The organism is Tepidiforma thermophila (genome assembly GCF_002563855.1).
Taxonomy (GTDB): domain Bacteria; phylum Chloroflexota; class Dehalococcoidia; order Tepidiformales; family Tepidiformaceae; genus Tepidiforma; species Tepidiforma thermophila.
On record NZ_PDJQ01000001.1, the window covers coordinates 370983 to 383319 of the forward strand.

The following is a 12337-nucleotide window of genomic DNA, read 5'->3' on the forward strand; positions in this document are numbered from 1 at the left end:
GTAGTTGTCGGAATCAGGCACGGTGAGCATTCCCCCTCGTTCGTTCGGCAGGGTCTATAGCTGCCATAGATCCTGCCGTCGCGGAGTATACGCATCATCGGCCGTTTGTCGATGCATCCGCTTTGCGGGTGCCGAACTATTCCGTTCCGATCAGCGGGAGCCAGCGGGCGAGGAACGGGTTGGCGGCACGCTGGATGGCGAGGATGTCGCGCTGGGGCGACCCGGGAGGGTAGGGAGCGAGGTCGTCTTCGGTGCCGGAGTTGAAGAGGGCGCCGGCGGCCTGGAGGCCGGCGAAGATGGCGGCCGCCGCTGCGGCGAGGAGGCGGTCGGCCTCCGGCCAGGCGGGGGCGGCGGCGATGCGGGCGAGGGGGTCGGCGAGGCCGCCGCCGCGGATGGCGGGGGAGTGGCCGCGGGCGAGCCCCCAGTGGAGGTGGGGGCCGGTGCTCAGCCCGGTGGACCCGCACAGCCCGAGGCCGTCGCCGGGGCGGATCGGCTGGCCGGGCAGGACATCGACGCGGGAGAGGTGGGCGTAGAGGGTTCGCCAGCCGCCGGGGTGGGCGAGTTCGACCGCGTTGCCGAAGACGGGGTCGCCGGAACGGACGTCGATGACGACGCCGGGGGCGGGCGCGCGGACGGGCGTCCCCGCGGGAGCGCCGATATCGACGCCGGTGTGGCCGCCGGCGTGCTGGGGGATGGCGGCGGAGCCGAATGCCGCGGTGATGGTGCCGGAGATTGGCAGTCCGATATAGTTGGCGCCGTCGAGGAGGGCAGGTCCAAATTCGATGCTGCGCATGCCGGGAGCGTGAGCTTTCGACAGCGCAGCCCCAAGGGCGAGCCGTCACCGCGGGCGCGGATATCGGGGATTCCCCGATGCGCCGCGGCGCGGCTGCACCCGAGACTTACGGGAAGGGGGACAGGGACGCGAGACAATGGCTCCCGGCCAGAGCGTGACACCCGGTGACCGGGCGCTCCTGCAGGAGCTTGCCGTGGTTGCCGCCGGCAGCGGGCCGCTCTCTGAGCGGTTCCCGCGGTTCGCCGCGCCGCTGTGCGAGGCCACCGGGGCTGACCTCCTGCTGCTGGCGGTGACGGAGGGCGACGGAGCGACCGCGCGGGTGGCGGGGTCGTGGCCGGTGGAGCATCCGCCGGCGCTCGTGGGGCGGGTCCTGCCGGCGGAGTCGCTCGGGCTGGAGCTGGGAGCGGCGCTGGCGCACGGGGAGGTGCTCCGGACGGGGGCGGGGGAGCACCCGGCTGCTGAAGCGCTGGCCGGGCTGGGCTACGGCACGGGCTGGGTTTGCACACTCGTTGACCGGGGCGAGCCGGTCGGCCTGGTGCTGGCGGCGTTCCGGGATGGCGCGCCGGATGAACGGGCGCGGGCGCTGCTGCGGGCGGCCGCAGACCTGCTGGCCGCTGCCGCGGCGCGGGAGCGGGAGATGCGCCGGGCGATGACCGCTGCCGCCCGGGCGCGGGCTGCGGCGGAGCTGGCCGCGGGCCTGAGCCGGGGAGACAGCTTCGAGACGCTGTTCACGGCGCTCGCCGGGCTGCTGCCGGAGGCGCTGCCGGTGGACTACCTGGGGCTGGTGCTGCGCGGGCCGGGCGGCTTCGCGCTGGTGGGTGAGACGCCGGCGGGCGTGCACCGGGGGCTGCCGCCGACGGCCGAGGGGAATGCGTTCATCGAGCAGCTGGCGGCACAGGGCGATGTGCTGCAGTTCCGGCCGGAGGCGGGTGCGAGCCCGGACGACGGGCTGGCCCTGGCGGGCTACGGCCGGGCCGCAATCGGCGTCATTCGCGAAGGAGCCGCGACAGCCGGGCTGCTGATCGTGGCGCGGCAGTCGCGGCGGCGGTTCGACGACGAGGAGCTGGCATTCCTCGGCCTGCTGCGGTCGCTGCTTTCGCAGGCGCTGACCGGGCAGCTGCAGCAGCGCCGGGCCATGGAGGCGGCTTCGCGGGCGCGGGTGCTGAACGAGCTGGCGGTGCACCTCTCGGTTGGGACGCCGCTCGCTGTGGTGTTCCGGGAGCTGACGCGGCTGCTGCCGGAGGCGCTGACCTTCGACTGGGTGGCGCTTGCCGCAGTTGACCCCGCAGGGGCGGCGCTGGAGGTCGTTGGGGCGGAACCCGAGGGCATGCTGCGGGCGGGGATGGCGTTCCCGCTGCAGATGGCGCCACCACCTCCTGTCGCATTCGGCGCAGACGGCATGTACGAGTATGACCCGGCGAAGGCCGTGACCGAGTTCGGGAAGGCCGTCGGCCGGGCCGGGTACCGGCGGGGGCTGGTGGCGCGGCTGTTCGACGAGGGCCGGCTGGTGGGGTCGCTCAATCTCGCGCGCCGGGAGGCGGCGCCGTTCAGCGCCGAGGAGCGGGAGTTCGTGGGGGCGCTGGCGCGGCTGCTGGCGGTTGCGGTCGGGAACCGGCGGCGGCTGTTCGAGGCGACGCGGCTGGCGGAGCGGACACGGATCCTGAACGAGCTGGCGCTCCTGCTGAACCAGGGCGAGGGGCCGGAGGCGTTCTTTGCTGCGCTTGCTCATCGGCTGCAGGCGGTGCTCGACTTCGACGGCCTGGGGCTCTGGGTGGCGAGCGGCCCGGAGCATTTCCGGGCGGTCGATAGCCTGCGGCGGAGGACCGTTCAGCCCGGGGACGTCGCACGCCGCGAGTCGTTCGGGACGCTCTTCGAACGGCTCACCGAGCGGACGGTGGTCGAAGCACCGATCGAGGACTTCGGCGGTCCCATTGCGGCACGGAGCCAGGCGGCTGGCGTGCAGCGGGTCGCCGCCGTGGCGCTGCGGCACGAGGGACGCGACGAAGGGCTGCTGCTGCTCTCGCGGATGAGCGAGCGGCCGTACGACGCGGAGGAGCTGGCCCACCTCGAGACGGTCGGAGCGCTGCTCGGGCAGGCACTGGCCAACCACCGCAAGGTGCAGGAGCGGCTGGGTGAAGCGGTGCGCCGGCAGGCGCTCTCCGAGATTACGGCGCTGCTGGAGGGCGGGAGCGACGTGCGGGAGCACTTCGACACGCTGGCGCAGACGCTGCTGCAGGCGGTGGGGTTCGACCTGCTCTCGATCACCTACCGCGACCCGGCGACGGGGGCATACCTCCCGATCCGTTCGCACCGGCTGGACATCGACGACGACCCGGAGTTCCGGGAGGAGAGCATCCCCGAGACGGCGGAGGCGGGCGGCATCATCCAGTACCGGACGGAGCGGAACCCGCGGCGGGTGCCGCAGGCGCTCCACCGGGCGGGCTACCGGCGGGCCGCCACAGCGGTGATGACCTCGGCGGAGGGGCCGGAAGGGCTGCTGACGATTGGCCGGCGGGAGGACGAGCAGTTCACGGACGAGGAGCTGGAGTTCATCCGGCTGGTCGCGGCGCTGCTGGGGCAGGCAGTGGCGAACCGGCGCGGGGCCGAAGCACGGCGGCGCGAGGAGGAGGAGCAGCGGGTCGTGGCAGCGGCTGCCGCGGCGGTGGCGAAAGAACGGGACCCACGGAAGCTGGCTGCGGCGCTGGTCGAGGCCGTCCGAGGGTTCATCCCGGAGCCGGAGGTGCGGATCGCGTTCCTGCGCGGGGGCGAGCTGGAGGTCGTGCGCGAGCGGGGCGACGAGCTGCGGGTGCCGGTCGGGCCGAACGTCGGGCGGGCGATAGCAGAGGGCGTGCCGGCGGTCTTCGGGCCCGAGGACCCGGCGGTGTCCGAGGTCGCCCGGCGGGAGATGGCGGAGTCGGGGATCGTTTCGCGGATTGCTGCGCCGGCCCGCGCCGGCGGCGAGACGGTGGGGATGCTGCTGCTCTTCAGCAAGGCGCCGGCATTCCGGCCCGGCGCCCGGGAAGCGCGGCTGGCGCAGCTGATTGCGGACTTCCTGGGCCCGGCGATGGCGAACATGCTGGCGCTGGAGCGGGAGCGGCAGGAAGCGGAGGACCAGGCGATTGTCGCGGCCGCGGCTGCAGCAGTCGCCCGGGAGGATGACGCGCTGGCGATCACGCATGCGCTGACGGAAGCGGCCCGGCGGTTCGTGCCGGCGCCGTTCGTGACCTTCGGCTTCCTCGAGGGAGAGACGGCGGTCTTCCTCAACCGGGCGGGGCCGCCGACAACGGTTCCGCTGGGGGCGAACTTCCGCGAAGCGCTCGACCAGGGCGTTGCGGTGGTGCCGGCGGCTGCGGGCCGGGCGTCGCAGGCGGGGGCGCTGCCAGAGCTCCAGGCACTCGGCATCCAGGCGCACATCATCGCGGCGGCGACCTCGGCCGGCACGCCGGTCGGGCTGCTGGTCGTGGGCTCGCGGGACCCGGCCTTTTCCCCGGGGGAGCGGGAGACGCGGCTCGTCCGGCTCATTGCGGATATCGCCGGCCCGGCGATGGCGAACGCGCGGGCGGCGGAGCGGGCCCGGCTGGAGGCGGAGGACCAGCGGCTGCTGGCCGAGATTGCGGCTGTCGCGGCGCGGGAGTCGACGCCTGATGCGATCACGGTGGCGCTGCAGCGGCCGCTGCGGTCGCTGGTCCCGCTGCCGATCATCGCCTTCGGGTTCCGGGAGGGCGAGCGGCTCGTCTTCCCGCTGGGCGACGGCACCGTCTTCGAGTCGGAGATTGACGCGTATGCGCAGCTGGCTGAGGCGGAGGGGCAGACGTATGCCAACAGCCTCCCGGACGACATCGACCCGCGCAGCCCGCTCTGGCGGATGGGCGCGAAGGCGGCCTCGACCACGGTGGCGCGGGCCGGCGGGCGGACGCTCGGCTTCCTGGTGGTGGCCTCGCGCGACCAGGAGTACCGGTTCGGGGAGCGGGAGCTCCGGCTGCTGCGGCTGATTGCCCAGATTGTGGGCCCGGCGATGGAGAACGCGCGGGCGGCGCAGCGGGCGCGGGAAGATGCGGAAGAGCAGCGGTTCCTGGCGGAGGCGGCGCGGATTGCGGCGGCCGCAGCCGACGAGCGGGAGCTGGTGCGCGGGCTCGGGCGGCACTTCCGGACGCTGGTGCCGGCGAGCCGGTTCGACCTCCTGGTGCGGCGGGAGGACGGCGACCTCGAGAGCGTGGCCGTGCCGGGGCTGCTCTTCCCGTTCGATGCGAATCTCGCGCGGACCTCCTCCGAGGGGCAGGTCGTGGCCTCGCCGGCGGACCCGCGGGAGAGCGAGGAATCACGCCGGCGGATGCAGGAGCTGGGGATTGTGACCTACGTCTCGACGCGGCTGGCGGCCGGGGGCCGGGAGATCGGGACGTTCTGGATTGGGAGCGGCGACCCGGACTACCGGCCGACGGAGCGGCACCTGCGTATCTTCCGGATGGCGGCCGACCTGGCCGGTCCCGCGCTTGCGAGCCTGCTCGAGCTGCGGCGGAGGCAGGAGGAGGCCGAGGAGCAGCGGTTCCTCGCCGATGCGGCCGCTGCCGCCGCACGGGCGACGACAGATGTGCAGTTCCTTGCGGGGCTGGAGGAGCTGTTCGGGCGGGCGGTGCCGCAGGCGAGGATTGGGTTCTTCTACCTCGACGGCGAGGAGCTGGTGAACCCGGTCGACGGGTCCCGCTGGACCGCGGGGCCGGCACTTCGGCGGGCGATTAGCGCGGGGCAGTCGGTGGACACGGTCGATACCTCGGATGCGCTGCCGGAGAACCGGGCGCGGATCGCAGCGGCCGGGCTGCGCCGGTGGGTAACAACGGCCGCGGCCTCCGAGGGCGAGTTCATCGGCGTGCTGGTCGTCGGGACGGGGGACGCTGCATACCAGTTCAGCGAGCGGGACCTGCGCCGCTGCCGGCTGGTGGCGGATATCGCCGGGCCGGCGATGGCGAACTTCCGGGAGCGGCGGCGCCGGCTGGAAGAGGCGGAGGACGAGCGCGTGGTGGCGAGCGTGGCGGCTGCCGCAGCCGCGGCGCGGACGATCGCCGAGGTGGTGAACTGTCTGCCGGCCGCGCTGGGGGCGCGGGTGCCTGGCGCCTACGCGATGTACGGGTTCGTGGAGGGCGACAGCATCGCCTACCAGGTGACGGACCCGGAGGGGCTGCGGGTCATCGGGCAGGAGGAGCTGGTGATGCAGTTCTCGCCGGTGGGCCGGGCGGCGCTGGCGACCGGGCAGGGCGTGGGGGACCTTGCGCCGTACCGGGACCGCTTCTACGGCGAGCTGGGGCTGTGCGCCTACGCGCTGACGGCCTATCACGCCGCGGGGGGCATCCCGGGGATGCTGATGGTGGCGAGCCGGGACCCGTCGTTCCGGTTCGGGCCGCGCGAGCTGGCGCTGCTGCGGCGTGTCACGGGCATCGTCGGGCCGGTGATCGAGACCGTGCGGGCGCAGGCGGAGCGGGACCGCCAGGCGGAAGAGGAGCGGATCCTCGCGGAGGCGAGCGCGGCAGCGGCGACCGCCCAGGGGCCGACCGCCATCCTGCGGGCGGTGCTCCCGGCGCTGGAGCGGTTCGTGCCGCAGCCGTTCGCGGCGTTCGGGCGGTTCGACGGCGACGTGCTGGCCTGGCCCCACCTGCTCGGGGGCGAGCTGCGGCTGCCGGTGTTGCCCCACGAAGCGGAGGCGCGGCGGACCGGGCAGGCGGTCGTCCCGGGCGAGGCGCTGCCGGCTTCGCACTTCGGGCCGAACTTCGGGTTTTCGACGGTGAGCTACACGGCGAGCTACTCCGGCGGCGCGGCGACGGGGCTGCTGCTGGTGGCGAGCAGGCTGCCCGGGCACCGGTTTTCGGAGCGGGACCTCGCGCTCATCCGGCGGATCGCCCAGGTGGTCGGACCTGCCGTGGAGGCGTCGATCGCGACGCAGGAGCGGGAGCGGCAGGCGGCGATCTACGGGCTGATCCTGCGGTCGCTCTCGGAGGCGGTCATCCTGTCAGACGCCTCGGGGAGGACGGTGTTTGCGAATGCGCTCGGGCGGGAGATCGTCCGCGCGATCGACCCGGAGGGCCGTGCGACCACCCTGGAGGAAGCCGCCGCGATGCTGCCGGAGGACCTCCGCGAGGCGTTCCGGGCAGCGGTCGAAGAGGGGAAGGGCTCGCGCGGACGGACGTCGCTCACCATCGGCGGCGAGACGCGCTGGTTCGACTACGAGTACGTGCCGCTCGCTGATCCGCAGCTGCGGGTGCTGACGGTGGCCGCCGACGTGACGGAGGAGGTGCGGCGGGAGGAAGAGGAGGAGCGCAAGCGGGAGCGGATGGAGCAGGCCTCGCGGCTGGCGGCGCTGGGCGAGCTGATCGGCGGGGTGGCACACGAGCTGAACAACCCGCTGACGGCGATCCTCGGGTTTGCGGAGGTGCTGGCGCTTTCGGACACGACCGGGCAGATGGGCGAGGAGCTGGGAATCATCCAGAAGGAGGCGCTGCGGGCGCGGAACATCGTCCGGGACCTGCTGTTCATTGCGCGGCCGGGAACCGTCGAGCATGGGCCGGTCGGGCTTGCAGAGGTGGTCGGCCATGTACAGCGGCTGCGGGAGCGGGCGTGGCAGGCGGCCGGCATCGACGTGCAGGTCGCGCTGGCAGAGGAGCTGACGGCCTGGGGGAACGAACACCAGCTCACGCAGGTGCTCATCAACCTGGTCACGAACGCCGAGCACGCGCTGGAGGGCAGGGCGACGCGGCGGATTGTCATCGAAGGCGGGCGGGACGAACGGGGGAACATCCGCATTGCGGTGAGCGACACCGGGGCGGGCATGGACGAAGCGACCCGGGCGCGGATCTTCGAACCGTTCTTCACGACGAAGCAGGGCTTCGGCACGGGTCTTGGACTGTCGCTGAGCTACTCCATCATCCAGTCGCACGGGGGGACGATCGACTGCATTTCGGCGCCGGGCGTGGGCACCACCTTCGTCATCACGCTGCCGGCGCCGCCGGGGGATGCCGGCCGGGGGGACGAAACGGGAGCGCCCGCCCCGGGACGGCAGGCGACGGTGCTCGTCATCGACGACGAGCCGAGCCTGCGGAAGGTGTGCCGGCGGCTGGTGGAGAGCCTCGGGCACCGCTGCCTCGAGGCGGAGAAAAGCGCGCGGGCGCTGGAGCTGGCGGCGCAGGCAGACCCCGATATCGTGCTGTGCGACTACCGGCTGGCGACGGAGACCGCGGACGCGGTGTTCGCGGGGTTCGAGGCGCAGCTGCCGCACCTTATCCCGCGGACGATTCTCGCCACCGGGGCGACGACCGACGCCGGCGTCGCTGCCCTCATCGAGCGGTACGGGGTGGAGCTCCTGCCGAAACCGTACGGCATTGAGGATATTTCGCGAATCCTGCGGGAGCGGCTGGGCGAGGATGGGACGGAGGCGCCGACTCAGGCGGGCAGTTCGGGCTGACACTGCCGGCAGAAGCTGGTGATGCGCTGGTTCGCGGTGATTTCGGTGATGGGGGTGCCGCAGCGGGGGCAGGGCTGGCCGCCGCGCCGGTGGACGCGGAGGAAGTCGCGGCGCTCTTCGTAATCGAGGGTGCCGTCGCGGACCATGGCGGCGCGGGCGAGGGGCGTGGCCCAGGCCATCACCTCGCGGGCGGCGCGGAACAGGCAGCGGAGCTCGTCCGGGGTAAGCTTCGTGCGCGCGGTGTAGGGATTGATGCGGGCTTCCCAGAGGATTTCGTCGGCGTAGGCGTTGCCGATGCCCTGGACGAACTCGGCGTTCACGAGGATGTTCTTGATGCCGCCGCGGTACTTCGCGATGCGGGCGAGCCAGGCGTCTTCGGTCAGGGCGGGGTCGAGGAGGTCGGGGCCGCCGGCGGCCCAGCCGGGGATGGCTTCGAGGCCGTCGGCCGGGAGGAGGTAGAGCTTGCCCATGAGGCGCTCGTCGGCGTAGCGGAGGGAGCGGCCGCCGTCGATCTCGAGGACGAGGCAGGTCTTTGCGGGGAGCTTCACGGCGGGGTCGACGTACTGGAAGCGGCCGGTGAGCATCGGATTGACGGCAAGGACGCGGCCGGAGGCAAGGGAAAGGAGGAGGAACTTGCCGCGGCGGCCGAAGGCGGTGAATGCATCGCCGGGGAGGGTTTCGCGGAACTCGCTGGCGGGCGTGCGGAAGACGACGGGGATGCGGACGGCGCCGGCGGCGATCCGGCGCCCGGTGAGCTGCTCGGCAAAGAAGCCGCGGATGGCTTCGAGCTCGGGGATTTCGGGCATGGGTGGAGTATAGGAGGGAGGAGGGAGCCCCGCCCCGGCACCGGCCCCCCGCCGAGGGAGGGGGAGATTGGAGAGCATCTCATCCCTCCTCCCTGGGGGCGGGGAGGTCAGGGGGCGGGGCCTCCCTCCTCCCCTGGGGAGGGGAAGGGGGTGGCGGGGGTCAGCGGGTGAGGCGGCTGAAGTCGACGGAGATGAAGATGCCTTCGGCCTCGGCGCAGAGGGTTTCGCCGGCGTGGAGGGTGCCGGCGGCGAAGATTTTGCGGCCTTCGACGCGGTCGACGCGGGCCTCGAAGACGACTTCGGTGTGGAGGGGCGTCGGACGGCGGTAGCGGATGGTGAGGGTGCCGGTCATGCCCGGGCGGCCGGTCCGGGCCTGCGCCATGCCGAGCACTTCATCGAAGGCAGCGGCGATGATGCCGCCGTGGACGTGGCCGGGCGGGCCTTCGTACTGGGCGCCGAAGGTTGCGCGGCCGACGATCCGGTCGCCGTCGATCTCCATGCGGAGCGGCGGCGCGACCGGGTTGCCGAGCCCGATGACGGGGCTGCGGTCGAACATGGCGCGGGCGTCGCCGGCGGGTGCGGACTCGGCGAAGCCCCACGGGCGGTGGCCGGTGCGGGTGGCTTCGAGGCGGGCGCCGAACTGCTCCATCGCCTCGGCGGCGGCGAGGAGGTCGGCTTCGTCGGCCTGCATATCGGTGAGGGCCTCGGCGACGATGCGCATGGCGGCGGCGAGGCGGTGGAGGGCGGCGCGCTGGCCGGTGGGCGGCTCATCGGGCGGCACCCAGTTCGCGAGGGAGGCGATGGACTGGCCGAACGGGTCGTCGCTCATGCGTGAATTATCGGCGCCGGGGGCGAGCCGGGCCACCGGGCGGGGCGCGGCCGGCGCGGGTCAGCCGAAGATGCCGCGCCCGGCGAGGTCGGCGATGTCGTCGTCGGTGTACCCGGCGGCGCGGAGGACGTCGAGGGTATCGGCGCCGGGTGCGGAGGCGGGGCCGCGGACGCGGACATCGGCGCCGCGGATGCGGAACGGGGCGGCGACGGTTTCGAAGGTGCCGGCGGGCGTTTCGAGCAGCTGGAAGGCGTCGCGCCCGCGGAGCTGGGGGTCGGCGACGACCTCGGGAAGTTCGACCATCGGCGCCCAGATGAGGCCTTCGCGGTCGAGCTTTTCGGCGAGGGAGGCGAGGGTCTCGGCGAGGAAAGCCTGTTCGATGCCGGCGGCGAGTTCGGCGCCGCGCTGGCGGCGGCCGGCCATGGTGGCGAGCTCAGGGTCGGCCGCCCAATCCTCGCGGCCGACGACGCGGCAGAGGCGGGGCCAGTAGGGGTCGGGGGTCATGTGGACGAGCATGACCCAGTGGCCATCGCCGGTGGGGTAGGTGTTGAAGAGCGGGTTTTCGGGGGCCGTGCGGTCGAAGCGGCGGGGCTGGCGGCCGTCGACGAGCGTCTTGGCGACGTCGGTGGCGATCGTGTAGAGGCCGGTCTGCTGGAGGGAGATATCGACGACCTGTCCGTTGCCGGTGAGGTCGCGGAGGCGGAGGGCGGCGAGGGCGGCGGCGACGGCGGCCATGCCGGTGGTATGGTCGCCCTGTGCGATGCGGCTGATGACGGGCGGGCCGCCGGGGTGCCCGATGAGCGACATGATGCCGCTGCGGGTCCAGAAGGCGGAGAAGTCGAAGCCGGGCCGGTCGGCGTCGGGACCGTCGAGGCCGTAGCCCGTGATGGCGACGAAGACGACGGCGGGATTGCGGGCGTGCACCTCCTCCGGGGTGAGGCCGAACCGCCGGAGCCGGCGGGGGAGGAGGTTGGTGAGGAAGATATCGGCGCCGGCGAGCAGGCGGTGGACGACCTCCGGGCCGCCGGGAGCGTCGAGGTCGACGGTAACGGAGCGCTTGCCGCGGTTTTCAAGCTCGAAGAGGAAGTTGAAGGGGGCGGTGCCCGGGCCGGTGCCGGTGGGGACGACGCCGCGCATGACTTCGCCGCCGGGCGGCTCGATCTTGATGACCTCGGCGCCGAGGTCGCGCAGGAGGCCGCCGGCGCTGGGGGCGGCGACGTAGTTGGCGAGTTCGATGACGCGGATGCCTTCGAGCGGTGCGGTCATGGCTGACGGAGGGACGTGAGGGAAGGGTAAACTGCGCGGCGATGTCGGGCGAGCTGTTCCGGCTGACGCACAGCAAGATCGAGACCTTCCGCCGGTGCCGGAAGCAGTACTGGTTTGCCTACGTCTCGGGGCTGCCGTGGCCGGAGCAGGAGCAAACGGCGGCGCTGATTGTGGGGAACGCGGTGCACCGGGCGATGCAGAAGCTGTGTGACACCGGCCACCCTGATGACGGCTACGCGGAGCTGGACGCGTTCCTTCGCATGCCGAAGCACGCGGTGGCCGCGCCGGGGACGGAAGGGTACGCCCAGGCCCTCGCCTGCTACGAGGCGGGGATTGCGGCGCACGCATCGATCGTTTCGGAGGCGCGGTGGGGCGAGGTCGACAGCGAGGCGCCATGGGAGCGTGGAGGCATCGCCGTGCGGTCGCGGGCCGACCGGGTTGACCGGCTGGCGGCGGACCGGTGGCTGGTCATCGACTGGAAGACCGGGCGGTTCGAGGTCGAGGATGTGACGGACCGGCAGCTGGACCTGGCGCACGTGATCGTGCGGGCAGTGCGGCGGCTGCCGGCGGAGGCGACGGTGCGGGCGGTAGCGTGGAACCTGCGGACGGGGCAGCAGCGGGTGCGGGAGCTGACGCGGCAGGACGCGGTGGCGACGCTGGCCTACGCGGCGCGGATGGCGGAGCGGATGCAGGCGGAGGCGGAGTTCCTCGCGAACCCGGGGCCGCACTGCGGGTTCTGCGCCTGGCGGGGGCGGTGCGAGGCGGCGGCGCAGCTGGAGGCGGAGGGGCTGGAGTGGCTGCTGGCGGATGGGGAGGACCTCCCGGAAGCGGAGCGGGATTTCGAACCGGGATAAGGCCGAAAGACCCCCGTTTGCCAAATGTTCACATTCCGGGGGCCATTCGGCCCTTCACAGGCGCGGATATCGATCTATGCTATGGGTCCATCCGCGGGGTGCGGGTCGGGCTTCGGGGAGGCCGCCATGAACATCGAGGTCATCGAGTTCGAAATCGAGTGCCCCGAACATGGGGTGTACCGGGTGCAGGTGCCTGCGGAGCTGCCGCGGCCGCACGCGTGCGTGCACTGCTACCTGCCGGTGAAGCGGCGGGAGCTGCGGCGGTACGAGGCGCCGGCGCCGGTGCATGGCGCGGTGGCGCCGGCAGAGGCGTTTTTCGGCTAGCAGGCGGACGCCGGGCGC

Annotated in this window: 7 protein-coding genes; 3 read left to right on the forward strand and 4 right to left on the reverse strand. The window is 73.1% G+C overall.

The genetic code is table 11. The annotated features are described in order from the left end of the window. Positions 1-136: 136 nt before the first annotated feature. Entirely contained in the window at positions 137-793 is a 657-nt protein-coding gene (locus A9A59_RS01825) for a M23 family metallopeptidase (RefSeq protein ID WP_098502651.1), read from the reverse strand. 136 nt (positions 794-929) lie between these two features. Here A9A59_RS01825 and A9A59_RS01830 point away from each other — a divergent pair, with 136 nt between their 5' ends. Beyond that, entirely contained in the window at positions 930-8240 is a 7311-nt protein-coding gene (locus A9A59_RS01830) for a GAF domain-containing protein (RefSeq protein WP_098502652.1), read from the forward strand. Here A9A59_RS01830 and A9A59_RS01835 read toward each other — a convergent pair. From A9A59_RS01835 to A9A59_RS01845, 3 genes are all read right to left on the reverse strand, one after another. Then, positions 8219-9046 (reverse strand): Fpg/Nei family DNA glycosylase, encoded by an 828-nt coding sequence (locus tag A9A59_RS01835; protein ID WP_165772435.1) that lies wholly within the window; start codon positions 9044-9046, stop codon positions 8219-8221. The genes A9A59_RS01830 and A9A59_RS01835 overlap by 22 nt on opposite strands. A gap of 160 nt (positions 9047-9206) precedes the next feature. Then, on the reverse strand, positions 9207-9875 hold the full coding sequence (locus A9A59_RS01840) for a PaaI family thioesterase (protein ID WP_098502654.1): 669 nt from the start codon (positions 9873-9875) through the stop codon (positions 9207-9209). Positions 9876-9935: 60 nt separating this feature from the next. Then, entirely contained in the window at positions 9936-11141 is a 1206-nt protein-coding gene (locus A9A59_RS01845) for a CaiB/BaiF CoA transferase family protein (protein ID WP_098502655.1), read from the reverse strand. A 41-nt stretch (positions 11142-11182) separates the two neighbouring features. Between A9A59_RS01845 and A9A59_RS01850 the strand changes: the two genes are divergently transcribed. Then, positions 11183-11995 carry a PD-(D/E)XK nuclease family protein gene (locus A9A59_RS01850; protein ID WP_098502656.1) on the forward strand — a complete coding sequence of 271 codons (813 nt, stop codon included), beginning with the start codon at positions 11183-11185 and terminating at the stop codon, positions 11993-11995. A gap of 126 nt (positions 11996-12121) precedes the next feature. Further along, entirely contained in the window at positions 12122-12319 is a 198-nt protein-coding gene (locus tag A9A59_RS01855) for a hypothetical protein (RefSeq protein WP_133117469.1), read from the forward strand. Positions 12320-12337: the final 18 nt, after the last annotated feature.

Coding starts and splice junctions, on each gene's coding strand:
- A9A59_RS01830 (WP_098502652.1), top strand. CDS start 930: ATGGCTCCCGGCCAGAGCGTGACACCCGGTGACCGGGCGCTCCTGCAG.
- A9A59_RS01840 (WP_098502654.1), bottom strand. CDS start 9,875: ATGAGCGACGACCCGTTCGGCCAGTCCATCGCCTCCCTCGCGAACTGG.
- A9A59_RS01845 (WP_098502655.1), bottom strand. CDS start 11,141: ATGACCGCACCGCTCGAAGGCATCCGCGTCATCGAACTCGCCAACTAC.
- A9A59_RS01850 (WP_098502656.1), top strand. CDS start 11,183: ATGTCGGGCGAGCTGTTCCGGCTGACGCACAGCAAGATCGAGACCTTC.
- A9A59_RS01825 (WP_098502651.1), bottom strand. CDS start 793: ATGCGCAGCATCGAATTTGGACCTGCCCTCCTCGACGGCGCCAACTAT.
- A9A59_RS01835 (WP_165772435.1), bottom strand. CDS start 9,046: ATGCCCGAAATCCCCGAGCTCGAAGCCATCCGCGGCTTCTTTGCCGAG.
- A9A59_RS01855 (WP_133117469.1), top strand. CDS start 12,122: ATGAACATCGAGGTCATCGAGTTCGAAATCGAGTGCCCCGAACATGGG.